Raw genomic sequence first — 26,492 nt, 5'->3', positions numbered from 1 at the left:
TTGGAAATTTGGTACGGAAAGTCGGTCTCGGATCTGTCGCCGCTCTTGACCCTACATGCGGCGCGGTTTTTCGTTCAAGCCTTGCAGAAGGCACTTCGATGCAAATATGGTGGGCGACGCTTTCCGTAGAAAGCGCGTACGTGTACCACGCACTCGAAGGGGAACGCGATGACTTCAGCACACAAATGGGAATGCTGGCGGTGTGGGGGCTTTTTCACCGCGGACGAGGTCCGCTACCTCTGTCCGGCATGCCCGAACGGATCGCCGGTCACCATGGTTCCCGACTACGACGCGGCAGGGCGCGGCCGACCGGTCGGCGAACTCGTCGGCGCCGAGTTCTCGATGTGGCGTTACAGGTTTCTCCTGCCCATACCGGATGGCCGACCGGTGCACCCGCTCGAGAGCGGTTACGGCGTCGGAGGCACTCCCCTGGTCGATGCCCCGCGACTCGCGGCGGAGTTCGGCGTGGGCCGGCTGTGGGTCAAGGACGAGGGGCGCAATCCCACCGCGTCGTTGAAGGACCGGGCCAGTGCGCTGGTGGTCGCGGCCGCCGCGCGCGCCGGCCAGGAGGTGGTGTGCACCGCGTCCTCGGGCAACGCCGCCGCCGCTCTCGCCGGCTGCTGCGCTGCGGCCGGTATGCGGTGCGTGGTGTTCGTCCCCGGTGACACGGCACCGGCCAAGATACGGCAGCTCCTTGCCTATGGCGCACAGGTCTTCGCCGTCCGGGACGGGTACGAGGCGGCCGTTCGGCTGAGCTACCAGGCAGCGGACCACTTCGGCTGGCTGTGCCGCAGCACGGCGTACAACCCGCTGACCGCCGAGGGAAAGAAGACGGCGGCGCTGGAGATCGTCGAACAGCTCGGGCTCCGCGCTCCGTCCGTGGTGCTCGTGCCCGCCGGGGACGGGAACATCCTCACCGGGCTGTACCGCGGATTCGTCGACGCGATGCGTCTGGGCTGGACCCGGGCCGTGCCCCGGTTGGTGGCTGTGCAGTCGGCGCAGTCGCCCGCCCTGCATCGAGCTTGGCGGCTCGGTCTCGACGACGTGGAGCCCCATGACGCCTCGAGCATCGCGGAGAGCATCAACGTCGCGGTGCCGCAGGACGGTTTCCGCGCGCTGCGCGTGCTTCGGGAGACCGGCGGAGACGTGCTCAGCGTGCCGGACAGCGCCCTCGGAACCGCCGTACGGCGACTCGCCCAGGGCTCGGGGGTCTTCGCAGAACCCTCGGCGGCCATCACCCTGGCAGGTCTCGGGGAGTTGCGGGAGCGCCGCGCGCTGACGGGCGACGACGAGGTCGTGCTCATCAGTACGGGCAGCGGACTGAAGCACGCCGCTCCCAGAGCAGCCGACGATCCGGAAGTGATCATGGTCGACGCGGACCTGGCGGCAGTCGAGAGAGCCATGCGGGTGACAGAGGCCGGACGCTGAGGTCCATTTCCGTGAGGCGGCGCACCGCAGGGCGGCGGTCATGCGACACCGACCGTGCTGGCGCGTGTGCCAGCCTCGGAGGAGAGAGAGGGAAAGAGGGGGTGCACCACTGACAGGTGAAACTCGCCGTCCAGGCTGAGCCCCGCCGCATTCGCGATCACCCGCATGGGGCCTTCCGGGTCAGGGCCCAGGGCGCTGAGAACGGCTGCGGCCCCGGGGAAGTCCGCGCTGGACCGATATCGGGTCGGGGTCACCACGCAGGTCATCCCCGCCCGCAGCGCCGCCTGCAGGCCGACGGCACTGTCCTCGATCACCAGGCAGCGGGAGGGATCGGACCCCACGAGCGCCGCGGCCTGCAGATAGACATCCGGGGCCGGCTTCTTGGCCCCGACGCTGTCTCCGGCCACGATGACGGTCACGACCGCCAGTTCGTCGCCGAGCGCATGCCGGACCACCGATCGGACTGAGCGCACCGATCCCGAGGAGGCGACCGCCAGTGCCCAGCCGGACTCGACGGCCTCCCGGGCGAGCCGGCGCACACCGACACGTACGTCCAGTTCTCCGCGCTCGACCATCCCCAGATAGATGTCCGTTTTGAGTGCGTGCCAGGTCCGGACGAGGGCCTGCCACGCACTGTCGCTGGAGGGAAGGTCGACGGCTGCCCGGAAGGCGGCGTCGTGCCGCAGACTGGCCAGACGTTCCTTCCCCCCGGAGATGGCCAGTTTCCTGGCGTAGTCCTCCGGCGTCCACTGCCAGGGAACATCCAGCCGGCGCCACATCTCGTTGAACGCCCGCAGATGGCCGGTCTGTTCGGCATCGACCAGGACACCGTCGCAGTCCAGGATCAATGCTCTTCGCACGACCGCCCCTTGCTGCCGAGTGCCTCGACGAAATCGGCGACAACCGCTTCCGCCTCTTTGGAGAACTGCTGCAGGAGATCAAGGGGCTCCGCGCCCGGCGTCGGCCCAGCCGTGCCCAGGGAACTACGGAAGGCGGCCTTCAGCGCACTGGAGACGTTGACCTTCGCGATGCCGCAGTCGACGGCCTGCCGCAGCGTCTTGTCGTCGAGCCCGCTGCCACCGTGCAGGACCAGGGGGAGCCCGGTGCGTTCCGCGAGTGCGGTGATCCCCTCGAAGTCCAGGGCCACGGGCGCAGCGGAAAGACCGTGCAGTGTGCCCGCCGACGGGCTGAAGCAGCAGACTCCTGTGCGTTCCAGGAAGTCCACCGAGCGGCTGACGTCGACCACTGCAGGCCGGCTGCAGGCGTCCCGCACGGATCCGATCGGATCAATCTCGCCCTCGATGTCGAAGCCATGGTCGGCTCCCCGCGCCACCAGCCGGCGCGTCAGCCGCACAGCGGTCTCGAAGTCCATGGACGACGCGTCGAACAGAGCGGAGTCCCACCCCGCCTCCATGCAGGAGGTGATGAGGTCGGGATCGGTGCAGTGGTCCAGGTGGAGCACCGCCCGGACATGCCGCTGTGCCACCAGGGCCGCGAAGAGCTGCCGCAGCCGGTGCGCCCCCCAAGCACGCAGGGTGCGCGTCGAAACCTGCACCACCACAGGCGACGAGAGCCGCTCGCCGGCAGCGAGAACAGCATCCATTCCCACAGCGTCGAAAACGTTGCAAGCCGGTACTGCGTAGCCGCCGAGTTTTGCCGAACGTAAAACGGAACCCAGCATCAATCTGGACATGCGACCCGAATCCCCCAAAAGCCGAAAGCGGGTACAGGGATATCCAGGGAAGTCGCACTCCAACGCGCGACACATCCCGGGCAATCCACCGATGGCAATTCCAGAGTTTGCACTGGAGGGTCATCGCAAATCCACTGACGAAGGATGTGACGATCATCACACTCACTACCGTATCCCTGGTACGGCAGTGATGCTAACTTGATCACTATAGGCGGCTGAACTGCGAGTTTCTGTACGATCCTTACGCCGCCACAGAGAGCTTCTTGATCGTTTTTGATATTCTTTTAATTACTCTTTGGTTCATCATGAGCCCGACATTTGCTATCGCGATGCCTTATATTAGCGTGCGCAAATCTCCAGATGGGGGAATCGGGTGAAGGCAGTCCTCCTCATCGAGAGCAACATGTCGGGCTACGGCCCTGAAGGTATACAGCTCACCGGGGAAAAAGGATGTCGAGCCCTTTTTGCCGCCCGTGACCCCAGGGAAATTGCAAAGTCTGATGACCTTGGGTCGGTGCTGGTCAGCTGAGTCCGAGGAGGGTCAGTGGCCGCTCGAAGGGACGGAGGGACATCTCGCGGAGTCCGGCGGCGATGTCGGTGTGGCCGGCAAGGCGGAGCTGGTTGATCGCGAAGCTGCGGAGAGGGGCCGAGTTCTCCGGTCCGTGTCCGGCGCGAACCTTGGAGGCGTCCTCGCGAAAGGCGGTGTGCCGCACGAAGTGGAGCCGGTTTTCGATCACCCACTGCGACCTCACGATCTGCGCGGTCCGCTCGGGGGAGGCCTGCCTGCTGGTCAGGTCGGTGATGACGTAGACAGTCTCGCGGGTGCGCTTGCCGGTTTTGGCCGACGTGCGGTGCCGCACGATCTTCGCGACCTGGGCGGCGTGCGGGAAGTCGACGCCGAGGTCGGTGACGGTCAAGGCCTGCACCACGCGCGTCCCCGGGCCTCTGTGTCCGGTGGACCGGCACGGCGGTTGCAGTTCCGAGGTCGTGCGACTGGTCGGGTTGTGACCGGTTGGGGCACATAGCAGAGCACGCACGGACTTCGTGATCATTGTGGTGTCTAAGCCAGATGATCACGAGGTGGCCCGTGCCTGCTGCTGCGGCTTCTCCCATCCCTGCCGTGCTGGTGAAGTTGGGTCCGCTGGATGCCGGCCGGATCGCCGACCTGCGCCCCTACTTCGACGCGGTGCCCAACCCGCGCTCCCGGCGGGGCCGATGGTACTCACTCACGGCGATCCTGCTGGTGTGCGCCTGCGCGGCCGTCTCGGGGGCGAGGAGCATCGATGAACTCGCCGAGTGGGGCCGGCGTGCCCCGACCGCACTCCTGACAGTGACCGGGATCCGCCGCCACCTGCTCAGATGGCGGCGCACTCCGGCGCCGGCCACGATCGGCCGTGTGCTGGGGGCTGTTGACGGTGACGCCCTTGACCGGACGGTGGACGCCCACCTGGCCGACCGCCACCGCGCCCTCGGCAAACCCGCCCGGGCGCCGTCACCCTCCGCGTCCGAGCGCTCGCGCGTGATTGCTGGCGACGGCAAAGCACTTAGGGGATCAGCCCGTCTCACCGCGAAGCGCCGGCATCTGCTCTCCCCGGTCACGCACGGCACCGTCGTGACCCTCGCCCACGTGGAGGTCGGCGCGAAGACGAACGAAGCCACACACTTCCGCCCGCTGCTGGCACCACGGGACCTGACCGGCACCGTCGTCGCCTTCGACGCCCTGCACTCGGTCAAGGCGAACATCTCCTGGCTAGTCGAGACCAAGAAGGCCCACTACATCGCCGTGATCAAAACCAACCGGCCCACCGCCCACACCCAACTCGCCGCTCTGCCCTGGCAGTCCATCGCAGTCCAGCACACCGCCTCCGGGACCGGACACGGACGCCGCGAGTCCCGCTCGATCAAGACCTGCGATATCGCCGACGAACTCGTCGGAATCGCCCTTCCCCACGCCCGCCTGGCCATCCGCGTCCAGATCCGCCGCAAGCAGACCGGCCGACGTGAGACCCGTGAGACCCGTGAGAATGTCTACGCCGTCACCAGCCTCGACGCCTACCAGGCCGGCCCCGCCGACCTGGCCGCCGCGGCCCGCGGGCACTGGACAGTGGAAAACTCCTCGCACCACATCAGGGACGTCACCTTCGCCGAGGACGCCTCCACCGTCCACACCGGGACCACACCACGGGCGATGGCGGCCCTCCGCAACCTCCCGTTGTTTCAGCATTACCCCCTGCGATCGCCCCAAATCAGTACTTGGCGCTTCTCCTTCAATAGAGATCGCCGGAAAGGCGCTCCGAATACTGTTGGCGGCACTTGGGGTCATACGGTCGCTTTTCGCGGAGCATTCATCTGGAACATATCTGCCGCGCTACGCCTGAATTACCCCGGAAATCTCCAAAACCTCATTTAGTATGCACTTGCTTGCCGGTGAACGGCTGGCCAGCCAGCAGGTCGGACTCGCGTCCGTCGGGACCGACCGGGATGTCGCCGATGACCGTCACCCGATGCAGCCTGCGCTGCACATCGAGGTGCTGAAAGTCGGTCGGCGCCAGGTGCGCGGTGGCGCGGTTGTCCCAAATGGCCACCGAGCCCGGCTCCCACCGGAATCGCACGATGTACTCCGGCCGAGTGATCTCGGCGTAGAGCAGGTCCAGGATCGCCTTCGATTCGCGCGTGGACATGTCCACGATGTGGCTGGTCAACCCTGGGTTGACGAACAGCCCCTTCTTGCCGGTAACCGGGTGCACGCGGACGACCGGGTGCACCGCGACCAGCCGGTTCTCATCGATCTGCTTGCCCTCCGTGGAGTAGCCGCCGCCTCCGCCGCCGTACCGGTGCTCGGCGCGCAACCCGTCCACGAACGTCTGCAACGCGGGTGATAGCCCCTCGTAGGCAGCCTGCAGGTTGGTCCACTGGGTGTCGCCGCCGATCTGGGGCACCACCTCGGCGCGCAGGATCGCGATGGCCGGCGGGTTCACCGCCGCGGTCACGTCGGTGTGCCAGCCGCTGAAGTAGCTGGACCTCCGGAGGACGGTCTTGTGGTAATCGATGCCGTACCGTTGCTTGTGCAGGCGCAGGTCGACGGTGAAGATCTCCGCATACCCTTCCGGCGGTGCCTCATCGAGCGGGTGTGCGTAGGTTAGCGCGCCGAACTGCCGCCCGAAGGCGATGTGCGAAGCGTGATCTAGATTCTGATCGCGGAAGAAGATGACCTTGTACTCGTGCAGCGCGTCGCGGATCCGCCCGAACACTTCCGGCGATAGCGGCTGCGAGATGTCGACACCGGAGATATCCGCGCCGGTATACCCCGCAACAGGCCGGACGGTGACGGTTTTAGCTTCGTTCAGCGCTGCCATGACATCCATTCCCGTGGTTAGTAAATGGTATTTGAACATAACATAGCGACCATTGTGTCCGCTAGCGTTCGCGTTGACTCGGCAAAGACGCATTCCTGGAATGGACCGCCGACCGTTGCCGTGAACGGCGGATCCAAGGCCTACGGCTTGGCTACTATCAGAATTGGCTGGGCGTGCGGACCGGGGGCGAGCCGACACTTCGCCCAGATATCGGAGAGATTATCTGCAGCGCCCGGACTGTGTTCGACCGGGTGGAGTTGACCACGAATCGTGCACAGCTCAATAGGATTTATGACGTCGGCGTTCCCTGTGAGACACTTGCAGCGTTATTGATCGCTGCGCCTGCAAGCTGGTGTGCATATCGGCCATCCGAAATACCGACGGAAGCAAAACGAAGCCTGGCGCTACCCCTGCATTACGGCTTCAGTCGCAGATGTCGTGATCAGTCATTGTCGGGACCCTGCGTGACTGGCCGAACTCGGCCATGGCGGCGACACATGGACCGTCGAGCGGAATGTCTTGCACATGAATAGGTTCGGTTGGTCATCCATTGGCTGCGACGGTAATCCGTGCCGTCCCGTCATCGACGTACATGGCCACTCTCCGCAGCTTCGCGATCAACCAGCTCCGCCTTGCCGGCCACACCGACATCGCCGCCGGACTCCGCGAGATGTCCCTCCGTCCCTTCGAGCGGCCACTGACCCTCCTCGGACTCAGCTGACCAGCACCGGCCCAAGCTCATCAGACTTTGCAATCGCCCTGCCTCCCCCCGGCCGGACTCTCAGAAAGCGCGGTAGGCATTAGCCGAGTGAACCGCCCGGCATGGAACACCAGTGGGCCTGTCTGTCCCCTTAGCGCACCGGCGGTCACCTCGGCGATCACCACGTCATGATCCCCCGCCGCATGGACCTGGGAGATCCGACAGTCCAGCCAAGCCAGCCCATCGTCCGCGAGGGGATGGCCGGAGTGGCTGAGCGTCCAATCCCGGCCGGAAAACCTGTCGGAGGCGCGTACCGAGAACGTGTGGCACAGCTCCGCCTGCCGCTCGCCGAGGATCGTCACAGCGAAGCTTCCCGAAGCTCGGATAGCGGGCCATGTGGTTGAGGTGTGCGCAGCGCACAGCGCGACCAACGGCGGGTCGAGCGACACGGAGGTGAAGGAGTTGACTGCAAGACCGACGGGACCTTTTGGGGTCTGCGCGGTTATCAGTGCCACTCCCGTGGCGAAATGACCCAGAATGTTTCGGAACGCGCGCTGCTCCAGCATCTGTCGTCCTTCCGTCCTGTTCTTCCTTCTGCATGCGGATGCGACCTGCTCTACAGCTCGCTGCGAGAGAGAGAGGCGAACTCGTGCCAGAGAGTGGACGTGACCCGGTTCTCGTAACGGGGGCCATCAGGCAGTAACGCACTAATCTCAGCCAGTTTTGCGGCATTGTGCTCGATGGCCCGTTCCGACAGCCAGGGACGGGCACCCAGGGCGATCGCCCACAGAGGAGTGATCGCAGCGCCGCGCAGAATCTTCGCTTCATAGGCGGAAGTACCTAGATGCAGGCGTCGCATACCGCTTCGGTAAGCGTGCTCGATGGGAGCGTAGTAGCCGAGCGTGAAGTATTCGGCGCCGTCACGGAGCCGGTCGTAGTCGAATCCGACGGCTCTGCCGTAGATCGTGTCGCCAGCTTCGTAGGCCAGGCAGAAACCGAGTGTCTCGTCACCGTCGGCGCACTCGTAGACGACACCAGTATTGCCGGTGGCCTCATTCTGTACCGTCAGCACATTGGTCATCGACTGCGGCGAGACGTCGAAACCGTATCGGTTCTGGGTCTTGCTGAGCAGGTCTCCGGCTACGGAGAGCAGCTCGCTCAGCGGGCGGCGCCGCACGGTGTAGCCAGTCCGGTCGAAGCGTCGACGGTCCCGCATGATCTGCCGGCGTCGGCCGGTGGCCGCGAGATAGTCCTCAAACGAGTGGCCGTGGAGGTCGATGGCGCAGTCACCGCGCAGCACCCTCGGAATGGTTTGCGCCCAGGGGCGCAGCAGTTCCACGTCCTCGTCGGAAAAGTAGAGCCACCACGAGACCCCGTCGGCGTCCTGGTCGGCCATGGCCTGCACATGGTCGACCAGCAGTCCTACAGCGATGCCACGGTGCTCCGGGGACAATGCGTCGTCATCCAGCAGGATGCGGCTCTGGTAGCCCCGAGTGCCGCCGACCAGCAGGACGTGGGTGTCCTCACTGACCGCATCGGGAAACATGGCGGCCACGTTGTAGTGCTTGTTGGCCGGACGGGGGGTCAGGAACGTGGGGAGAGCGGCGATGAGCCGGCCGCCATCCGAGACGGTGATGAACCGGCAGCGTTGCTCGGGGTTCATCTTCTCCTGGAAGCGCAGCCAACCCGTTCCCATGTAGAAGGACTTGTGGGCCGCCAGCGTGTCCCAGGCCTGCGTGTCAAGGGAATTCACGCTCTCGTACACATCAACGCGCATCGTCGTGTTTTCTCGCGAGAGGGGGGACTCGGCCGCGTCTGCGCCGCGGCCGAGTCCCCCCGGCAGGAATGTGTTAGGAGACAAGTCGGCCGCCCAGATGGTCCACAGTCTCGGCGAGGGTCGGCCGGATGAACGCCATGGCCCGCACATCCGTGTGCCACCAGCCGAAAGGCGAACTCTGCGAGTAGGTCAACCCGCCCAGCGCCCCGCTGATGTGCTGCAAGGTGTGCTCGGCCTGCTCACCCACGGCCAGCTTCGCCATGTTCGCCATTCGCACGAAGTCCTTGGAGGACGCACCTACCTCCGTTGTGCGGAGCACACCCTCGAAAGCCTGCTCCACCAGCCAGCCGGAGGCCTGCGCACGTGCCCACTCCACCGACGCGAGGCTGGACCGGGTGCCTCCCCGAGCCTGCACATGTTCCGTGGCCTCGGCCACGGCAGCCCGGACGATGCCCACGAACGGTGCGAGGCGAGACCCGATGGTCGGGCTGGACGACATCCGGTTGATCAGGTCCTGGCGCCCGGGCCACGCCACACGGTGCGCCAGCGCGTTGTCCAGCACGACTGCGTGGCTTCCCGAAGCCGTCATGCCGTGGCCGTCCCAGACGCGGTTGACGGTGACCCCGGGCAGCACCGTCCGATTCTGCAGGTCGAGCACGAACAGCTCCGGCCGGTCCTCTCCCTCCGGAATCGCGTTGGTCAGCATGAACGACACGTGGTCCCAGCCGCTTCCCGAAGATTTCACCCCGGAGATCGACCACTCTCCGTTGGAGTCCTGCTTCGCGGTACTGCGGATTACACCGTCCCGCTCGGAGAGCATGACGCCCCAGGCTCCGGTGCCGGACCCCAAGAGGCCGAGGAACTTCTGGCGTTGACGCAACCACGTCGCATCGACCTCCTCCTCGCGGAAGTCGGTGAGCCAGCCTGTGACAAACATCGCGACCGGCTCCATGGAAAGGATCAGCGCGAGCGAACTGTCGCCGGCGGCGAGGGAACTGATGGCCTCGGCCACGGCTCGCGTCGACAGGGCGGTGGATGACCACAGTCCGCCCATCGACTCCGGGACCAATAGCTGATGGAAGCCGGTCTCGGCCACTGCGGCGAAGTCGTCGGTCGACAGCTCCCTGGCCCCGGACCGCTGGCGACGCTGAGACGCGAAACGTTGCGCGAGACTCTCGACGTCGTGGAGAACACCACGGACGGACAAACTCATAAGACCTCCTCGGCCGAGGATTTGAGGAACGGGATTTCAGGCTGCCGCTGTGCCACCAGGGCCGCGGAGAGCTGCCGCAGCCGGTACGGCCCCCAAGCACGCAGGGTGCGCGTCGAAACCTGCACCACCACGGGCGACGAGAGCCGCTCGCCGGCAGCGAGAACAGCATCCATTCTCACGGCATCGAAAACATTGCAAGCCGGTACTGCGTAGCCGCCGAGTTCAGCCGAACGTAAAACGGAACCCAGCATCAATCTGGACATGCGACCCGAATCCCCCAAAAGCCGAAAGCGGGTACAGGGATATCCAGGGAAGTCGCACCCAAACGTGCGACACATCCCAGGCAGTCCACTGATAGCAATTCCAGAGTTTGCACTGGAGGGTCATCGCAAATCCACTGACAGAGGGTGTGATGATCATCACACTCACTATCGTATCCCTGGTACGACAGTGATGCTAACTTGATCGCCACAGGCGGCTGAACTGCGAGGTTCCGTGTGTCATCTGCGCCACCCATGGTGGCTTCTTGATCGTTTTTGACATTCTTTTAATTGCCCTTTGGTTTATCACAAGCCCAGCATTTGCTATCGCGATGATTAATATTCGCGTGCGCAAATCTCCAGATGGGGGAAATCGGATGAAGACAGTCTTCTTCATCGAGAGCAACATGACGGGCTATGGTCCTGAAGGTGTACGACTCACCAGAGAAAAGGGATATCGAGCCCATTTTGTCGCCCGTGACCCATCGGAGTACGAAAAGGTGCATCCGAATCCGGTCACTCTGGCTGATTCCCACAGCGTGGTCGACACATACGACCTGGTGAAACTCATGCACTTCTTCGCCGACCAGGCGCCGGACGCCGTCATCGCGTTCGACGACTACAGGCTGGTGCAGGCCGCCGTGATCGCGGAGCGGCTCGGCCTTCCGCACGCCTCGGCGGACGGCTTGCTGAACTGCCACTTCAAGGACCGCACGCGCAGTCTCACCAAGGGGATCGGGTACTCGGTGGCAGCCGTGCGTGTGCCCCTGGGCGATCCGGTGGAGACCTCGGGCGTCGGCTACCCGTGCGTGGTGAAGCCCGTGGATGACAGCGGAAGCACCGGTGTCCGGGTTTGCTGGAACGACGAGGAGTACCTCGCGGCACTGCACAGGGTGACCGCACATCCGGTCAACCTCCGCAGCTACCGGTGCGCTCCGTACGCCCTGGTCGAGGAGTTCGTCGACGGTCCGGAGTTCACGGCCGAGCTCATCTGGGACGACGGTGCCGACGGCTGGCGGCTGCTCGGCTTCACCAAGAAGCTGATGGCAGAGCTGCCTTTCCGGGTCGAACTCGGGGCGATGTTCCCGTACCACTTCGACTCGGTGGCGGACGACGAGCGCATCGCGCGCGTCGTAGTCCAGTGGCTCGACGCGGTGGGGCACCGACATGGCGCGGCACACGTGGAGTTCAAGCTCGTCGATGGTGTTCCGGCGCTGATCGAGATCAATCCACGCCTGGGCGGTGACCAGATCCGGGAGCTGATGCGACTCACCATCGGCCAGGACTCGATCGACCTGTACACGCGCCTCTACCTCGGGCTCTCGCCGGCAGCGGCGTCTCCCGACGCGCGGGGTGGATACGCCACGAGTCTCTATCTGACGCCCCGGCGCACCGGGTTGGTCACCTCCGTGACACCGCCGCCCGTACTTCCTGCCGGAATCATCCGCAGCACGTTCGCCTCGGAGCCCGTGCAGATGAATGGGGTCGCCGACAATGACGACCGCCTCGGATACGCCATCTCCTGGGCCGATGAATTCGGCACCTCAATGGCAATCGCCGAGGAATATCTTGCCTCCATCGATGTCCGGTACGCGCAGTAGAAGGTGAATGTACGCGCTCTGGTGCATCGCACGGCAAGGAATCACCTGGGGAGGATTCTTGTTGCACGACTCCATTGTGGACTGTATCGGCTGTACCCCGATGGTCCATCTGAGCCGCCTCTTTCCGACGGGGCCTCAGGTATATGCCAAGCTTGAGTTGCTCAATCCGGCCGGGAGCGTCAAGGACCGGACTGCCCGGTACATCATCGAGACGGGCCTGCGGGAAGGGGTTCTCTATCCCGGTGCGCATGTCGTGGAGAGCACCTCGGGGAATTTTGGCGTCGCCCTCTCCATGATGTCCCGGATATATGGTCTGCGACTCACACTGGTGGTCGACCCACACATCACAAAAAGTAATTATGCGATTCTCAAGAGTTATGGCGCCCAGGTCGAGATGGTGGAAGACCCGACGACCGAGGGCGGATACCTCCCGGCCCGTATCGCTCGGGTGAAGGAGATCCTGGCCCGCGACTCCGCCGCGGTGTGGATCAACCAGTACGCCAACGCCCTGGGTCCTGAGGCTCATTACCGGGGAACCGCGGAAGAGATCTCCAGGGACCTGCGGGGGCCGCTCGACTATCTCGTCGTGGCGGTGAGTACCACGGGCACCCTGAACGGGCTCGCGCGTCGGTTGAAGGAGCGTGACAAGCGCCTCGAGGTGATCGCCGTGGACGCGGTCGGATCGGTGGTTTTCGGCAATCCTCCAGGACCCCGACGGCTGCCCGGAATCGGCTCCAGCAGGGTGCCGGAACTGCTCGACAGGAACCTGATTGACCGGGTGGTGGAGGTGACCGACGACGAGTCGATCACGGCCTGTCATGAAATCCTGGACAGGGAGGCAATTTTCGCCGGCGCGTCTTCCGGGTCGGTCATCGCGGCCATCAAGAAAATTCTCCCCGAAATACCCGCCTCATCCTCGGTCGTCACCCTCTTCCCCGACCGGGGAGACCGGTACATCGATGTGGTGTACGGGGCCGAAGCGCCGTCCTCCGTGATGGATTCCGTCGCCACACCTGCCCACGGCGCGGCTCCGTTGATCGGTGCGAGGGCGGGCTCATGAGCGGCGCCGGCCTCAAGGCGCGGACCGGCGCCCCCGCCCCGGGCTGCGTCGTGCTCATCGGCGCCAGTCCGTTCGGTAGCCGGGCCATCACCCGGCTCGGCATGTCGTACGTCCTGGTGTGCGACCCCGACGAGGATCCGACCCCCGCGGCCGACGGCGCCGCGGCCGTACACCGGGTCGCGTACCGGACCGATCCCGGCGCAGTGCGTGCGCTGCCCAGGCCGGCCGGCGTCCGGGCAGTCGTGTCCTTCACCGAACTCGGCCTGCTTCCCGCCGCCGGACTCGCCGAGTTGTGGTCGGTCAGCGGGGTCCCCGTCTCCGCCGTCCGCGGCTCACGGGACAAACTGCAGATGCGAAGACTACTGGCCCAATCCGGGCACCCCCTGCCATGCGGGCGCCTGCAGCATGTGAGCGACGTCGACTCCAAGGCGTACCCGGTGATCGTCAAGCCCGTCTCCGGCGTCGCGGGCCTGGGGGTCCACCTGGTGACCAACGCCCGCGACCTGCGAGTGGCACTGCTGGCCACCAATGAGCCCCTGATGTGGGAACGGTATGCCGTGGGCCAGGAGCTTTCGGTCGAGACCATCAGCCAGGGCGGACGTCACCGGGTGCTCGGCATCACCCGAAAAGTGACCACTGGGGCACCCCACTTCGTGGAACACGCCCATCTCACGCCTGCCGCTCTCACCTCGGACGAGGAACGCGCGATCGCGGAGACGGTGATCGACTGCCTGGACGCCGTCGGACTCACCGTCGGACCAGCTCATACGGAAGTCGTGCTGGGTACGGACGGCGTCACGGTCGTCGAGACACACACTCGCCCGGGGGGAGGCAGGATCCCCCTGATCACCGAGTTGGTGACCGGACTCGACCAGTACGAACTCGCGGTCCGGGCCGTCTGCGGCCTTTCACTGCCCGAGGTGGTCTCTCCCTCGAAGTCGGCTGGTGTCCGCTTCTTCTCCGGAGAGCCTGGCGTGGTCACGACGGTCACCGGCCTGGACGACGCCCGGCGGCTCCAAGGCGTGGTCGAGGTCGGCCTGGAACTCGCCCGCGGCGAGGCGATCCGCGCCTGGGAGAACAACCTGGACCGCGCCGGGTTCGTGGTCTGCGAGGGCCGTAGCCACGGCGAGGTCGAAGAGCGCCTGGACCGTGCCGTCTCGGCCATCCGTCTCGTCACGCGGTGACAACCCGCACTGAACAGTCAAGAGCCATCACATTTCTGGCCTTTCGTTAGGAGCGCCCGTGAAGGACACCCACCTACTGGTCATCGGTGCCGGCAACGTCGGCACGCACACACTGGATCTGCTGGCACGTCGGCCCGATGCGCCGCGCATTACGCTCGCCGGACGGGACGAGGAGCTCTTGGTCCGGCAGGTGAACCTGTCCCGCATGGTCGCCGCACAGCTGGGTCACACGCCTCGGCTCGATCACGTCGTCATGGACGTCGACGACATCGACCGGACCGCCGCGACCCTCGCCGAGCTGAGCCCCGACATCGTGTTCAGCACGGTCAGCCTGCAGGCGTGGTGGGTGATCAACGAGCTTCCAAAGGACCTGCTGACCCGGCTCGACGAGGCGGAGATCGGACCCTGGCTGCCGATGCAGCTCACTCTGATCCACAAGGTGATGCAGGCGGTGAAGGCGAGCGGCATCGACACGCAGGTCGTCAACGCCGCACTGCCCGACGCCACCCACACCATCCTCGACAAGGTGGGTCTGGCTCCCACGATCGGCATCGGCAACGTCGCCAACATCGTGCCGACGCTCCGCCACGCCGCGGCCGACCAGCTGGGCAAGCGCCCGGACCAGGTCGACCTGCGGGTGGTGATGGAGGCGTTCGTAAGCCACCGGGTGCCGCGAACCGGCGACGCCGGGGACGCACCGTATCGCATCAGCGTGCTGGAGAACGGCAGTGACGTCACGGAACGGGTGGACGTAGACAGCCTGTTGCAGGCGGTTGCGACCCGGTACCGGCGTCTGGGCGGTGTGCGCGGTGCGGTCCTGACCGCCGCGTCGGCGGTGACGGTGATCGAGGCACTGACCTCCACGGAACCCCGCCTGGTCCACGCCCCCGGCCCCGACGCGCTCATCGGCGGCTATCCGGTGGCCGTGTCGGCCAAGGGCCTGGACATCCAACTGCCCGACGGCCTCTCGCTAACGCAAGCGCTCGACATCAACAAGAAGGCGCTGTGGCACGACGGCATCGCCGAGATCCGTGACGACGGCAGCGTCCGCTACAGCGACCCGCACATGGACATCGTGAAGAGCATGATCGGCTACGACGTCCGGGAGATGAAGCTCGCGGACTCCGAGGCCTGCGCACGTGAACTCGCCGCGAAGTACAGCGAGTTCAAGAAAAGCCTGGGGTCATGAAGAAGATCCTCGTTCTGGGGGGCTCGGTATTCCTGGGGCGGGCCGTCGCGACGGCGGCCCTGCGCCGGGGCCATGAGGTCACCACGTTCAACCGGGGTCTGTCGGGCTCCGACGTCGAGGGCGTCGAGGTGACCCGGGGAGACCGTGACAACGAAGGCGATCTCGAACGCCTCGTCGCTGGCCGGCACTGGGACGCGGTGATCGACACCTGCGGATTCGTGCCCCGTTCCGTCTCCGCGGGTGCCCGGGTGCTGTCCTCACACGCGGATCACTACGTGTTCGTGTCATCGGTCAGTGCCTTCCAGGACTGGCCCGCCCGCCCCATTGACGAAGCGTCACCGCGCTGGGAGTGCCCCTCGGACGCGGACGAGTCGAGCGGCACGTACGGTCCCCTCAAGGCAGGCTGCGAACGCGCCGTGCGCGAGCACTTCGACGGCACGGTGAGCATTGTCAGCCCGGGCATCATCGTGGGCCCCGGCGAGAACGTGGGCCGTCTGCCCTGGTGGCTGCGCCGTGTCGCGGCCGGCGGGGCACTCGCGCCGCACCCGGGAGACCGGGAGATCCAACTCCTGGACGTCCGGGACCTCGCCGAGTTCATCCTTGCCCGGGTCGAGCGGCCGTCGGAGTGTGGCCTGCTGGTGACCGCGCCCGCTGGCCAGGCCACGTTCGCGGAGTGGCTCGCGCTGTGCGCGAAGGCGACCGGTGCAGACCCGGCTCTCGTGTGGATGGACGAGGAGTTTCTGCTGGAGCAACAGGTGACTCCGTGGTCCGAACTGCCGTTGTGGGCACCCTTGCGAGCCGACTGGCGGCACGCGTGGTCCGTGTCGAGCGACGCGGCGGTCGCGATGGGACTGACCTGTCGTCCGCTGGCGGACACGGTCGTCGACACGTGGGAGTGGCTGCGCGGCACGCCCGGGTTCCAGGGGAAACCGAAGATCGGCATGGACTCCGAGAAGGAACGCTGGCTCCTCGCCGCATGGCGTGGAAAAGGATCAGGAAGCGAGGAAGCGGCACGGTGAGCATCGACCTGCTCTACATCGAGGTCAACCTGACCGGATACGGCACCCACGGGATCCAACGGGCTCAGGCACAGGGACTGACGACCGCCCTGGTCTGCCGGGACCCCCGGGAGTACGCACGTCTCGATCCGGACCCGGCCGAACTGGTGGACCGGTTGGAGCGCGTGGATACCTACGACACCCCCCAGCTCATGAGGGCGTGCCTCGGCCTGGAGCCGCGCGCGGTGATCGCGTACGACGACTACCGCCTGTTCCAGGCCGCCGTCGTCGCGAACGGCCTGGGTCTTCCGGGACCCGATCCAGCGGGCATCCTCGCCTGTCGGTACAAGGATCTCACCCGCAAGGCTACGGCCGGTATCGGTCGTGACGTCAGGCATGTCGTGGTCCCCGTTGACGGGACGGTGACCAGCTCTCCGCTGGGCTACCCCTGCGTTGTCAAACCGGTCGACGACGGCGCCAGTGCCGGAGTGCGTGTCTGCCGCTCCGACGAGAACTTCCAGGCAGCGGTGGGCGGAGCGATCGACCACAGCACACACGGCCGTGGCTACCGCTGCCTCGACGCCGTACTGGTCGAGGAGTACGTGGAAGGGCCGGAGTACAGCGCCGAACTCCTCTGGGACAACCAGGCGGGGAGCTGGCGGCTCCTGGGCTTCGCCGAGACGGTGCTGAGCCGACCGCCGAAGTGCAAGGAACTCGCGCACGTCTTCCCCGCCCGCCTGGACCCCGAGACGGAGCAGGTCGCCGAGAAGACCGTCCTGAAGTGGCTGGAGAGCACGGGGCACCGCGGCACGGCGGCACACGTCGAATTCAAGATCGATCACGAGGGACGCCCCGCCCTCATGGAGATCAACCCCAGGCTCGGCGGCGGCGACATCCGTCTCCTCATCGAAGCGAGCACGGGCCTCGACGTGGTGGACCTCTACCAGCAGCTGTGGCTCGGACGCCCGGTGGCGCTGCCCGACCGCCCCTGGGACGGAGTCGCCCACTCCGTGATTCGTTACCTGACCCCGCCCGGGGACGGTGTGGTGCGGCACATCGGCAGACCGGAGACCCTGGACGACGCCGTCATCGCCCACGAGATCCAGGACATCGGTCCCGACGGAGTGACCGCGACCGACACCTCACGCCTCGGCTGGGTCGTCACCCTGCACGAGGACGCCGAGCGGGCCGTCGCCGCGGCGGACGGGTTCCACACTTCGCTGGTCTTCGAGTGACACACATCCATTCCCATCCCGACCTTCTGGGGAGGTGCCCGCTGGTGCGCCCGACAGATGCAACGAACGCACATCGGTTCGATCGAGTGGGCGAGGCCCAACGGACATGCCGGACGACCTGGGACACGGTGACCGACGACAGCACTCCTGGATGGCCCCGATGAGCCGGGCGGTCCACGCGGCCGTGATCGGCGCGGGGCTGGGCGGGATGCTGACCGCCTTCTGTCTGGCTCGGCGAGGTGTCCGGGTGACCGTCTTCGAACGGGACGACTCGGCGGTGCCCGATACCCCGGCCGCGGCGGGGAACTGGTCGCGTACCGGCGTGCCGCACCTGCACCAGACGCATGGCTTCCTCGGCGCCTTCCACTCGACGCTGCGAGACGAACTTCCCGACCTGCTGGAGCAGTTGCTCGCCTACGGTGTCGAAGTCCGCGACTTCGGGAAGATCGCTGCGGACCACGGCTTCAGTCCCGAAGCCGGCGCCGACGTCGCGGTGCTGCTGGCTCGGCGCAGCACGGTCGAGCAGGTGCTGCGCCGGGCGATGACGAAGGAAAACGGAATCACGCTGCGCGTCGGCACCGGCGTGGACGAGATCCTCGTCGGGCGAGGAAGAGTCCGGGGTGTGCGCACCTCGGGACACGAACTCGACGCCGACATCGTGATCGACGCATCCGGCCGGCGCGCGGCACCCTGGGCCTCCTGGTACGACGCCGTGGGCGACAACCGCGGTGAGCTGGCCTACATCACGCGCATGTACCGGCTCGCCGACGGAGCCGAGCCCGGGCCGCTTTCCCGGGTGAGTGGTGCCGGCGTCATCGGCGACGGCTACCACACGGTGATCAATGTCCACGACAACCGTACGTTCTCCGCGGTCCTGGCCTGCTCACCGCATGATCGCGAGCTGCTGCGCGCACGGGACGCCCGGGTCTTCGAACCGCTCATGGAGTGGATACCGAAGACCGGTCCCTGGGTCGAGGAAGGCAGGGCCGTGCCCCTCTCTCCGCCGCGGGTCATGTCGAACATGCGCAACACCGCGCGGCGGATCTCCGGCAAGGCTCCGCAGGGCTTCTTCGCCGTGGGGGACGCACTCGTCACCACGGATCCGAGCCGCGGTTTCGGTGCCTCCATGGCCGCCGTCGGCTCGGTGCGGCTGGCCGAGGCGATCGCCGGCGACCACCGCGACATCGACGCGGCCCGCGAGGCCTATCTCGCGCGGCTCACTCCTTGGGCGCTTGACTGGTACGAGGACACAGTGGCGCACACCGCCACCCGGGCGAAGCGGTGGTCCGCGCTGCTGGACGGGGAACGTGTCCCCGTCACCATCCCCGTCCCCGAGCCGGTGCCCGCCTTCGTCACCTTTCAGCTGCCGTCCGCCGATGAGGAGGAGTGGTGGCACAAGCGGCGCTACAGCCAGCTGCTGGAAACGCCCGGCTCACTGACGCGGCGATGGGGCGGGAACAGGACAGAAGCCAGGCCGGAAGGGCTCCAGGTCTACATGACGGACGTACCGACCCGGGCGGAAGTCGTCGACCGCATGGAGGAGTTGACGGCAGCACACGGTACGCCGTCCGGGCCGCCACCGTACGCCGTCAAGGGCAGGCAGGGAGATCCCCGGTGACGCTGGGGCACGTGCGGTCGGTCAACGTCAGCCGCGCCAAGGCGGCGACGTTCAAGGGGCCGCGGTCGACGACCGGCATCGACAAGCGTTCCGTGCTCTCCACCGTCGCGGTGACGCGCAACGGGTTGCACGGCGACGAACAGGCGGACCTGCTGCACCATGGCGGGCACGACCAGGCGGTGTACGCCTACGCCGCGGAGGACCACGACTGGTGGGCGGCCGAGCTGGGCTGCCTGCGCCCCGACGGCGCATTCGGCGAGAACCTCACGACGGTCGGCTTCGACGTCAACGCCGCCGTGATCGGTGAGTGCTGGCGTATCGGTGACACCTTGCTTCAGGTCACGTCCCCGCGCATCCCCTGCCGCATGTTCGCCGGCTGGATGGGTGAGGACCACTGGATGAAGCGGTTCGCGCACGCGGCGCGGCCCGGAGCCTACCTACGCGTCGTCGAAGAAGGATCGATCTCGGCGAACGACGGGATCCATCTGGTCGACCGGGCCGCCGAGAGTTTGACGCTGGCCGAGGCGATCAATGCCTACTACGGCGACTGGGAACTTCTGCCCCGGCTCCTCGCCGCTCCCGCGCTCGCCACGCGCTGGCGTGAGATGGCCTTGGAACGCCAACGGTCCGGCAAGCTGCAGCGGCTTCCCGACCGGAAACCGGACGACGAGCACCAGTAACTTTCCATGCCGTGTGCGAGGAAGCGTAATGCGTGTACTGATGATCGGGCTCAACAGTGGCTATCGCCGACTGGTCGACAACAACTCAGACCTCGAACTCTATGTCATAGAAGAAAAGGAGATCATCGAGGCCAATGCCGCCGCCTTCGCGGCTCCGTGGATAAAAGAGGTGCGAGCCGGCGGATATCAGCAGTGCGATGAGGCCACGCAGACGGCACGCAAGTGGCACAGGGACGTCGGGTTCGATGCGGTGGTACCGGGCATGGAATACGCCGTACCCACGGCATTCGGGCTGGCCCGGGAGTGGGGACTCGGTGAGCCAGGTGCCGTCGCCACCGATGTCTGCACCAACAAACTGCTGCTCCGGCGACTCGCGCATACAGCGGACATCCCGCAGCCCAGATTCGCCGAGGCCACCTGCGCGGACGATGCGAAGAGTTTCTTCAAGGGCCGGCCGATCGTTCTGAAGCCCTCCAACCGTCGCGCCTCGGTGGGGGTGATACGGGTCGACAGGACGGAAGACATCGAGTCCGCCTGGCAGGAGACGACGCTCGCCGGAGAAGGATCCCGCACGGTCGGCAGGGACCTCTCCTGGAGGTTTCAGTGCGAGGAGTACATCGACGGCCCGGAGATCTCCGTGGAAAGCGTCGTCTTCGAGCGTGAGGTCCTTTTCGACAACATCACGGCGAAGCAGACTGTGGGCGGGCGCTACTTCACCGAGGTCGGACACGTCGCCCCGGCCCGGGTGGACGACCAGGAGCGCCGCCTGATCCTTGCGCGGGTGCACCGACTGCTGACCGCCATGGACGCGGTTTCCGGCGTCTTCCATTCGGAGTGGCGTGTCAACCGAGGCGTCCCGCACCTGGTCGAGTGCGCGGCCCGGCCTCCGGGAGACCTCATCCCCGAACTGATCAGACGGAGCCAGGGGGTTGACCTCTACGGCGCCTTCGTCGGGGTCCTCGCCGGCCGCCGCCCGAATCTCCGCCCCGTGCCGGCGTCGGTGGCATCAGTGCAGTTCTTCCGCCCGCCGGCCGGGAGATTCGTGCGGCTGCGGGGGGAGGACGCGCTGGCTGCCTCCCCGTGGGTCTTCGACCATGAGGTGAATCTCCGCGTGGGGCAGGAGACCCCCAGCTTCGCCAATTCCTGGCAACGGGCCGGTTATTACGCGCTGGAGTGCCCGGACCACGCTGCCCTGGAACGAGAGATGCGCGCGCTTGAATGGCATCTGGAGTTCATCGTCGAATAGCGCGGAATCGGAATCAGTGAACCTTTTCATTGTGCACCGACTAGTGAAGGGAGAGCCCGGCATGGGAAGTTCAGTCCGGAAACGGACCGACGGGGGCGAGACGATTCCTCGCGCCAGCCGACCTCAACAGATACTGCTGTTCGCGCTCCTCATCAACGCGACCGGCAGTGGCCTGTATGTGGCCAGCGCGCCGGTATACCTCACCCGCGAGGCGGGATTGAGCGACTATCAGGCCGGCCTGGGTTTCACCATCGGCTCCGGAATAGCGTTGGCACTGATGGCCCACTTCGGATACATCTGCGACCGCGTCGGCGCCAAGCGGACGTTCGTCCTCTCGTGCCTCTTCTACGCCGTCGCCATGGTGGCGTTCGCCAACATCCACGGAATGCTGGAATTCACGCTGGTCGCGACGGCCACCGGGATCACCTCAGGCACCAGTTCAGTAGCCCGGCCAGCGCTCGTGCGCCAAATGTCGGAAGGCAACCTCCGGTGGTTCGGCTTGCGCAACCGCGTCGTGAATAATTTCGGTATGGGGTTGGGAGCCATCGGTGCAATCGCAGCGCTGAAGGTAGGTAGCCTATTCGCCTTCCAGGTGATCTACCTGGCGAACGCGGCCTCTTTCGTCATATGCGCTGCGATCGTCATGTTGGCAGTCAAGGCGGCAAACACGATGGTCGTTGCCCGACCGGTGTCCCGCAAGTGGGTGGCAATCCGAGACCGACAATTCATCCGCGGCACAGTACTAAACGGCATCATCGCCCTGCAGTATCCGCTCTTGACCTTCGCAATGCCACTTTGGGCAATCAACACCATCGGTGCGCCGATGTGGGTCTCATCCGGCTACGTCTTGCTGAATACGGCCTGCATCGTTGTGATCCAGAGCAGGCTCAGCCGGAGCATCGGTTCTCTCCTCTCGGCCGGGAAGGCGATGCGCCGAAGCGGCCTGATCTTTACCGTCAACGTGATCCTGGTGGGGATGGCGCCACTGCTGCCATCCGTGGTAGCAGCAGTAATCCTTGTCCTGGCGGTCATTGTGCACAGTATTGGCGAGTCCCTCCACGCCGGTGCATCGCAAGAGGTCTACTACGGCATGGCGACAAACGAATCGCAGGCCGAGTACGCAGGCGTGTTCTGGATCGGACAGGGTCTAGCGCTCACGATCGGGCCGACCTTGCTCGCGTTCACGTGCCTCGGGATGGGGACTCCCGGATGGCTGCTCCTGGCAGCCGTCTTCCTCCTCACCGGGATCCTGTCTCCCCGAATCCTCATGGCAGGCGCCGGCAGGCCCGTCGAGGCAGACGACTCGGGCAACTCCGCCGGGGAACCTGCAGCTGACACCTCCGTAACCACCAAAGCCAAGACTCTATTCGACACCGCACCGGAAGGGATAAATCCATGACCTCTCGTCAACTCCCCCTGCTCATTGGGGTTGATCGATATGTCCTACGGGCGTGCGGAAAGCGCGGTATCCCCGCCGTTCTCGTGTACGGCTCGAAATGGCGTGACATCGGACTCCCGGATCTCCCGGACTGTGTCACACCTGTCTTCGCGGAGGACGAGTGCAGTCCAGAGGCGGTGCTGTCGGCGCTTACTCGTGCGGGACTCGCCGGAAAACGATTTTCATCCGTGACAACTACGAATGAATTTGCCATTGTCAACGCCGCTCTTCTCGCCCAAGCGCTGGGCTGTGCGGGTCTCCCGCCAGCCGTGGCGGTCCGGTTCCGTGACAAGTTCATCCAGAAGCACATCGTGCGCACACACGGCATTCCCACCGCTCGATCCGTGATCATTGAGGACGTCCAGGATGACGCCGGCATCGAGCTTTCATTCGATGCCGGCGTCATAAAACCGGTAACCGGTGCCGCGACGCGGCAGGCCGCTACCGTGCGCAGCACAGAGGATCTACGTGAAGCTGTCCGCCGTTTCCGGTCCGAGGGCGGCCCGGCTCGCACCTTTGTGTTGGAGGAGTTCCAACAGGGGGACGAATGGTTGGTCGACGGCGTTCTGCACGACGGCGAGATCCTCTTCTCCTCCGTCGCCGAGTACACCCAGCCCTGTCTGACGACTGTCGAGTCGCAAGCGCCGCTGCAGATACGCCGGTTCGACCCCACTACCGAAGCATGGACGTATCGCCTGGCGGAACCCGTTGTCCGTGCGGCATTGAAGGCGCTCGGCTTGACCGACGGCGTCTTCCACATGGAGCTGTTCCATCAGGATGGCGAAGTCGTCTTCAGCGAGTGCGCTGCGCGGAGAGGCGGCGCACTCGTGCACGAGGAGATCGAGTGCAAGTTCGGCGTAGACCTTGGCGAGGCCGCACTGTCGCTGGCGATAGGTGAGCAGCCGGACGCGGCAGTCAGGCAACGCCCGGGATTCGTGGGCACCACGTTCATCACCTCACCGCCGGGCATTCTGTTCGACGCGCCGTCGTACGAGGAGGTCATGAGCCTTCCCGACATCGAGTACGTCATGCTCGCCCATTCGGTGGGTGCTTCCCTGCCCTCCTCGATCTCCGACACGACCAAGCGTGTTGGTCAGGTCATGATCAGGACGGAGACACTCGATCAGTTCTACAAACGTTCGGAAGAGGTCCTGGCCTGGTTCGCCGACCACATCACGGTCGTACCGGCCGGCTTGAAGATCAGAGAGCTGAGGGCAATGCAGCCCGCTCTTGGACATGACACCAGACTCCTCGCGAGCTACCGGAGAGAGGACAGGTAGTGACGGCGGAGCCCTTCCGGCTGCCACCCGTCATGCAGCAGAGGAGCGTGGGCTCGCATTTTCGACGATGGGTGCAGCTCTCGGCTCAGCCAAGATTTTCGGACGCTGTTGGTGATCTTCGCGCGGTGGGGTGAGACTCGTCGTCGTTGTCCCTGTTGATCTCGTTGTGGTGGTCCGCTGAGGGGAGCGGGGAGGACCGAGCGGTCGGAGGGGTGACCGCGGTGGCAGTGGGTTCGGGCACGGGGCGGGGGATTCCGCCGTTGACGGTGCGGATGGCCAGGGCGAGCAACCCGCGGTGCACCACGGCGATGTGGATGCGGGACCGGCTGGACGAGTTGTTCACGGACGACGACTTCGCCGACTGGTATCCGGCAGACGGGCGCCGGGGCCTGTCGCCGGCCCCGCTGGCCATGGTGTGGGTCCTGCAGTATGCGGAGAACCTGACCGACCGCCAGGCCGCCGAAGCGGTGCGCTGCAGGCTGGACTGGAAGTACTGCCTGGTGCGCCACGAGGCGCCGCTATTCCGGGCGGGGACGGAAGGACCCCGCCGCTGGCCTGTCGCAGCAGGTCAGTGAAGCTGAGGGCAGCCTGATCGCGGAGACGCGCGGGAGGGCGGTAAGCAGCCCTGACAACGACGGGACGTATCGGCACTGCCAGACGGTACGGGCCCGGCAAGCGAGACGAGAAGCCGTACGAGAGGAACCAGTGCCTGAAGCCTCGTAACACTTCCACCGGCTCGAATCTGGCAGATCTGGGCCGGGTGCAGTACACGCGACCGCATAAGGCAGGTGGTTGCGACTCCGTGGCTGGTGAAGTGCGCTGGTCCGGAGGCCATGTTGAAGGTCTGCGGCGTAGGCATGGCGATGCTGCCGGGGTACAGCTGGGCGGCTCACTCGACAACCGAATAGCGGTGAACGTGGGAAGCGGTCCGATGCCGCCCCAGGTCCGGCGGCCAGCCGGGCGGAGGGCAGGTCCGTCGTCGATTGATGGCACCGGGTCGTGGCGGAGTCCTCGTAGTAGTCCGAGCACGCGAGAGGCGCGTACATGGCGAAGGAGGACAGCAAGTCGGCAGTGGAAGGACTGGAAGACCAGGAGATAGTCGCCGGTGAACACCGACGAGCTGGAGTACGTCCTGATGAGGGCGGAACGCCGGGTACTGGAGATCCAGACGAAGCTGCACCGGTGGGGCCGCGAGGATCCTCATCGCAGGTTCAGTGATCTGTTCAACCTCGTTGCCGACCCCGCGTTCCTGTTGGTCGCGTGGGTTCGAGTGCGGGGCAACAAGGGAGCCCGCACGGCCGGAGTGGACGGCGAGACCGCCTACTACGTGGAGACCGTGCGGGGCGTCGAGAACTTCCTCGACGGGCTGCGGACCTCGATCAAAGACCGCAGTTTCTGCCCGCTCCCGGTCCGGGAACGGATGATCCCCAAGGCGGGCGGCAAGAAGCGCCGCCTGGGGATCGCGACCGTGACCGACCGGGTGGTGCAGGCGGCCCTTAAGCTGGTGTTGGAGCCGATCTTCGAGGCGGATTTCCTCCCGTGTTCCTACGGGTTCCGTCCGAACCACCGGGCTCATGACGCGGTGGCCGAGGTCCGCCACTTCACCTCCCACTCCTATGAGTGGATCGTGGAAGGCGACATCAAAGCCTGCTTCGACGAGATCTCGCACGCCGCCCTGATGGACCGGGTGCGTGCTCGCGTCGGGGATAAACGCGTCCTGGTCCTGGTGAAGACGTTCCTGAAGTCCGGGATCCTCGGTGAGGATCGGGCGTTCAGGGAGACCAGCGCCGGAACCCCGCAAGGATCAATCCTCTCCCCGTTGCTCAGCAACGTGGCCCTCTCCGTTCTGGACGAGCACTTCGCCCAGGGGCCGGGAGGTCCGGCGAGCACCTTCAACGACCGGCGCAAGCGCCGCCGTCGCGGACTGCCGAACTACCGGTTGATCCGTTACGCGGACGACTGGTGCCTGGTGGTGTCGGGCACCAGGGCCGATGCGGAGGCGCTCAAGGAAGAGGCGGCCGAAGTCCTCTCCACGATGGGCTTGCGCCTGTCGCCGGAAAAGACACTGGTCACCCACATCGACGAGGGCCTCGACTTCCTCGGCTGGCGCATCCAGCGCCACCGCAAACGAGTACTACGTCTACACCTACCCGTCCCGCAAGGCCCTGGCGGCCGTGATGGCCAAGGTCAAGACGCAGTGCCGCAAGACAGGCACCGACCTGCCGTTCGACGCCCTGCTCATCTGTCTCAACCGGATGCTGCGGGGCTGGTGCGCCTACTTCCGGCCGGGAGTGTCCAGTGCCACTTTCCAGTACCTGAGCTCCTATGTCTGGGGCCGGGTGATCCACTGGTTGCGGCGCAAGCACCCCCGGATGAACTGGAAGGATCTCCGTCGTTGCTTCTGCGGCGGCGACTGGTGGCCGGCCAGCGAGGAACGGGAACTGTTCAGCCCTGGGAGAGTGCGCACGACGCGCTACCGCTACCGGGGCTCAGTCATCCCCTCGCCATGGCCGACCGTGGGATGAGGGCAACACTC

General features: G+C 65.8%; 24 protein-coding genes and 1 pseudogene. 17 read left to right on the top strand and 8 right to left on the bottom strand.

The window, feature by feature from the left end; all coding sequences use genetic code 11:
- Positions 1–273 precede the first annotated feature (273 nt).
- Positions 274–1,428 carry a threonine synthase gene (thrC, locus tag FNV62_RS42590; RefSeq protein WP_164404947.1) on the top strand — a complete coding sequence of 385 codons (1,155 nt, stop codon included), beginning with the start codon at positions 274–276 and terminating at the stop codon, positions 1,426–1,428.
- Between the two features lie 38 nt (positions 1,429–1,466).
- On the opposite strand, the gene FNV62_RS42585 is transcribed toward thrC, so the two are convergent.
- The 3 genes from FNV62_RS42585 to FNV62_RS42575 all read right to left on the bottom strand — a co-directional run bounded on the left by FNV62_RS42585 (position 1,467) and on the right by FNV62_RS42575 (position 4,038).
- Positions 1,467–2,288 carry an HAD-IA family hydrolase gene (locus tag FNV62_RS42585; protein WP_143603615.1) on the bottom strand — a complete coding sequence of 274 codons (822 nt, stop codon included), beginning with the start codon at positions 2,286–2,288 and terminating at the stop codon, positions 1,467–1,469.
- Positions 2,273–3,121, bottom strand: a complete 849-nt coding sequence (locus tag FNV62_RS42580) for a class II fructose-bisphosphate aldolase (RefSeq protein WP_164404946.1) — start codon at positions 3,119–3,121, stop codon at positions 2,273–2,275. The genes FNV62_RS42585 and FNV62_RS42580 overlap by 16 nt, the downstream gene beginning before the upstream one ends.
- A gap of 521 nt (positions 3,122–3,642) precedes the next feature.
- A complete protein-coding gene (locus tag FNV62_RS42575; RefSeq protein WP_164404945.1) occupies positions 3,643–4,038 on the bottom strand; it encodes a transposase in 396 nt (131 codons plus the stop codon).
- A gap of 203 nt (positions 4,039–4,241) precedes the next feature.
- Here FNV62_RS42575 and FNV62_RS42570 point away from each other — a divergent pair, with 203 nt between their 5' ends.
- The gene (locus tag FNV62_RS42570; RefSeq protein WP_225900582.1) at positions 4,242–5,531 is read left to right on the top strand and encodes an ISAs1 family transposase; all 1,290 of its coding nucleotides are present in this window, start codon (positions 4,242–4,244) and stop codon (positions 5,529–5,531) included.
- On the opposite strand, the gene FNV62_RS42565 is transcribed toward FNV62_RS42570, so the two are convergent.
- Positions 5,524–6,477 carry a TauD/TfdA dioxygenase family protein gene (locus FNV62_RS42565; protein WP_143603612.1) on the bottom strand — a complete coding sequence of 318 codons (954 nt, stop codon included), beginning with the start codon at positions 6,475–6,477 and terminating at the stop codon, positions 5,524–5,526. The genes FNV62_RS42570 and FNV62_RS42565 overlap by 8 nt on opposite strands.
- Before the next feature lie 592 nt (positions 6,478–7,069).
- Between FNV62_RS42565 and FNV62_RS57245 the strand changes: the two genes are divergently transcribed.
- On the top strand, positions 7,070–7,198 hold the full coding sequence (locus tag FNV62_RS57245) for a hypothetical protein (RefSeq protein ID WP_258320972.1): 129 nt from the start codon (positions 7,070–7,072) through the stop codon (positions 7,196–7,198).
- Between the two features lie 20 nt (positions 7,199–7,218).
- Here FNV62_RS57245 and FNV62_RS42560 read toward each other — a convergent pair whose 3' ends face one another.
- The 4 genes from FNV62_RS42560 to FNV62_RS42545 form a co-directional block, all read right to left on the bottom strand.
- On the bottom strand, positions 7,219–7,743 hold the full coding sequence (locus tag FNV62_RS42560; RefSeq protein WP_143603611.1) for a flavin reductase family protein: 525 nt from the start codon (positions 7,741–7,743) through the stop codon (positions 7,219–7,221).
- 50 nt (positions 7,744–7,793) lie between these two features.
- Positions 7,794–8,954, bottom strand: coding sequence for a GNAT family N-acetyltransferase (locus FNV62_RS42555; protein ID WP_164404944.1), 1,161 nt, complete (start codon positions 8,952–8,954; stop codon positions 7,794–7,796).
- A 73-nt stretch (positions 8,955–9,027) separates the two neighbouring features.
- Positions 9,028–10,050, bottom strand: coding sequence for an acyl-CoA dehydrogenase family protein (locus FNV62_RS42550; RefSeq protein WP_143603609.1), 1,023 nt, complete (start codon positions 10,048–10,050; stop codon positions 9,028–9,030).
- A 113-nt stretch (positions 10,051–10,163) separates the two neighbouring features.
- A complete protein-coding gene (locus FNV62_RS42545) occupies positions 10,164–10,430 on the bottom strand; it encodes a class II fructose-bisphosphate aldolase (RefSeq protein WP_164404943.1) in 267 nt (88 codons plus the stop codon).
- A 263-nt stretch (positions 10,431–10,693) separates the two neighbouring features.
- On the opposite strand from FNV62_RS42545, the gene FNV62_RS42540 reads away from it, so the two are divergent.
- The 14 genes and pseudogenes from FNV62_RS42540 to FNV62_RS57695 all read left to right on the top strand — a co-directional run bounded on the left by FNV62_RS42540 (position 10,694) and on the right by FNV62_RS57695 (position 26,481).
- Positions 10,694–12,028 (top strand): ATP-grasp domain-containing protein, encoded by a 1,335-nt coding sequence (locus FNV62_RS42540; RefSeq protein ID WP_143603607.1) that lies wholly within the window; start codon positions 10,694–10,696, stop codon positions 12,026–12,028.
- 58 nt (positions 12,029–12,086) lie between these two features.
- Positions 12,087–13,088: a 2,3-diaminopropionate biosynthesis protein SbnA gene (gene sbnA / locus FNV62_RS42535; protein ID WP_225900581.1), complete on the top strand. Its 1,002-nt coding sequence runs from the start codon at positions 12,087–12,089 to the stop codon at positions 13,086–13,088.
- A complete protein-coding gene (locus FNV62_RS42530; RefSeq protein ID WP_143603605.1) occupies positions 13,085–14,272 on the top strand; it encodes an ATP-grasp domain-containing protein in 1,188 nt (395 codons plus the stop codon). Before sbnA ends, FNV62_RS42530 begins: the two co-directional genes overlap by 4 nt.
- A gap of 58 nt (positions 14,273–14,330) precedes the next feature.
- Complete coding sequence (locus tag FNV62_RS42525; protein ID WP_164404942.1) at positions 14,331–15,461, top strand: saccharopine dehydrogenase NADP-binding domain-containing protein; 1,131 nt, start codon at positions 14,331–14,333, stop codon at positions 15,459–15,461.
- Entirely contained in the window at positions 15,458–16,480 is a 1,023-nt protein-coding gene (locus FNV62_RS42520) for an NAD-dependent epimerase/dehydratase family protein (protein ID WP_143603603.1), read from the top strand. The genes FNV62_RS42525 and FNV62_RS42520 overlap by 4 nt, the downstream gene beginning before the upstream one ends.
- The gene (locus tag FNV62_RS42515) at positions 16,477–17,694 is read left to right on the top strand and encodes an ATP-grasp domain-containing protein (RefSeq protein WP_164404941.1); all 1,218 of its coding nucleotides are present in this window, start codon (positions 16,477–16,479) and stop codon (positions 17,692–17,694) included. The genes FNV62_RS42520 and FNV62_RS42515 overlap by 4 nt, the downstream gene beginning before the upstream one ends.
- A gap of 106 nt (positions 17,695–17,800) precedes the next feature.
- Positions 17,801–19,312: an FAD-dependent oxidoreductase gene (locus FNV62_RS42510; protein ID WP_143603601.1), complete on the top strand. Its 1,512-nt coding sequence runs from the start codon at positions 17,801–17,803 to the stop codon at positions 19,310–19,312.
- Positions 19,309–19,992 carry an MOSC domain-containing protein gene (locus FNV62_RS42505; RefSeq protein WP_169080942.1) on the top strand — a complete coding sequence of 228 codons (684 nt, stop codon included), beginning with the start codon at positions 19,309–19,311 and terminating at the stop codon, positions 19,990–19,992. The genes FNV62_RS42510 and FNV62_RS42505 overlap by 4 nt, the downstream gene beginning before the upstream one ends.
- A gap of 28 nt (positions 19,993–20,020) precedes the next feature.
- Positions 20,021–21,238 (top strand): ATP-grasp domain-containing protein, encoded by a 1,218-nt coding sequence (locus FNV62_RS42500; protein WP_143603599.1) that lies wholly within the window; start codon positions 20,021–20,023, stop codon positions 21,236–21,238.
- A 61-nt stretch (positions 21,239–21,299) separates the two neighbouring features.
- On the top strand, positions 21,300–22,637 hold the full coding sequence (locus FNV62_RS42495) for an MFS transporter (protein WP_143603598.1): 1,338 nt from the start codon (positions 21,300–21,302) through the stop codon (positions 22,635–22,637).
- The gene (locus FNV62_RS42490) at positions 22,634–23,956 is read left to right on the top strand and encodes an ATP-grasp domain-containing protein (RefSeq protein WP_143603597.1); all 1,323 of its coding nucleotides are present in this window, start codon (positions 22,634–22,636) and stop codon (positions 23,954–23,956) included. The genes FNV62_RS42495 and FNV62_RS42490 overlap by 4 nt, the downstream gene beginning before the upstream one ends.
- A 221-nt stretch (positions 23,957–24,177) precedes the next feature.
- The gene (locus FNV62_RS42485) at positions 24,178–24,531 is read left to right on the top strand and encodes a transposase (protein WP_225900580.1); all 354 of its coding nucleotides are present in this window, start codon (positions 24,178–24,180) and stop codon (positions 24,529–24,531) included.
- Positions 24,532–25,091: 560 nt separating this feature from the next.
- Positions 25,092–26,009 (top strand): annotated as a pseudogene (locus FNV62_RS57700) (reverse transcriptase domain-containing protein); the annotation flags it as partial.
- Positions 25,948–26,481 carry a group II intron maturase-specific domain-containing protein gene (locus tag FNV62_RS57695; RefSeq protein ID WP_309171971.1) on the top strand — a complete coding sequence of 178 codons (534 nt, stop codon included), beginning with the start codon at positions 25,948–25,950 and terminating at the stop codon, positions 26,479–26,481. The pseudogene FNV62_RS57700 and the gene FNV62_RS57695, both read left to right, overlap by 62 nt.
- Positions 26,482–26,492 lie beyond the last annotated feature (11 nt).

The organism is Streptomyces sp. RLB3-17 (assembly GCF_007113425.2).
GTDB lineage: Bacteria > Actinomycetota > Actinomycetes > Streptomycetales > Streptomycetaceae > Streptomyces > Streptomyces mirabilis_D.
The sequence above is the reverse complement of the archived record's forward strand: the minus strand, read 5'-3'. Positions and strand labels throughout refer to the sequence as shown.

Excerpts from the sequence above, each read along its gene's own strand:
- FNV62_RS42545 (WP_164404943.1), bottom strand. The coding sequence starts at position 10,430 with ATGTCCAGATTGATGCTGGGTTCCGTTTTACGTTCGGCTGAACTCGGC.
- thrC (WP_164404947.1), top strand. The coding sequence starts at position 274 with ATGGTTCCCGACTACGACGCGGCAGGGCGCGGCCGACCGGTCGGCGAA.
- FNV62_RS57695 (WP_309171971.1), top strand. The coding sequence starts at position 25,948 with ATGCGGAGGCGCTCAAGGAAGAGGCGGCCGAAGTCCTCTCCACGATGG.
- FNV62_RS42500 (WP_143603599.1), top strand. The coding sequence starts at position 20,021 with ATGCGTGTACTGATGATCGGGCTCAACAGTGGCTATCGCCGACTGGTC.
- FNV62_RS57245 (WP_258320972.1), top strand. The coding sequence starts at position 7,070 with ATGGCCACTCTCCGCAGCTTCGCGATCAACCAGCTCCGCCTTGCCGGC.
- FNV62_RS42495 (WP_143603598.1), top strand. The coding sequence starts at position 21,300 with ATGGGAAGTTCAGTCCGGAAACGGACCGACGGGGGCGAGACGATTCCT.
- FNV62_RS42560 (WP_143603611.1), bottom strand. The coding sequence starts at position 7,743 with ATGCTGGAGCAGCGCGCGTTCCGAAACATTCTGGGTCATTTCGCCACG.
- FNV62_RS42520 (WP_143603603.1), top strand. The coding sequence starts at position 15,458 with ATGAAGAAGATCCTCGTTCTGGGGGGCTCGGTATTCCTGGGGCGGGCC.
- FNV62_RS42565 (WP_143603612.1), bottom strand. The coding sequence starts at position 6,477 with ATGGCAGCGCTGAACGAAGCTAAAACCGTCACCGTCCGGCCTGTTGCG.
- FNV62_RS42580 (WP_164404946.1), bottom strand. The coding sequence starts at position 3,121 with ATGTCCAGATTGATGCTGGGTTCCGTTTTACGTTCGGCAAAACTCGGC.
- FNV62_RS42510 (WP_143603601.1), top strand. The coding sequence starts at position 17,801 with ATGCCGGACGACCTGGGACACGGTGACCGACGACAGCACTCCTGGATG.
- FNV62_RS42490 (WP_143603597.1), top strand. The coding sequence starts at position 22,634 with ATGACCTCTCGTCAACTCCCCCTGCTCATTGGGGTTGATCGATATGTC.
- FNV62_RS42530 (WP_143603605.1), top strand. The coding sequence starts at position 13,085 with ATGAGCGGCGCCGGCCTCAAGGCGCGGACCGGCGCCCCCGCCCCGGGC.
- FNV62_RS42555 (WP_164404944.1), bottom strand. The coding sequence starts at position 8,954 with ATGCGCGTTGATGTGTACGAGAGCGTGAATTCCCTTGACACGCAGGCC.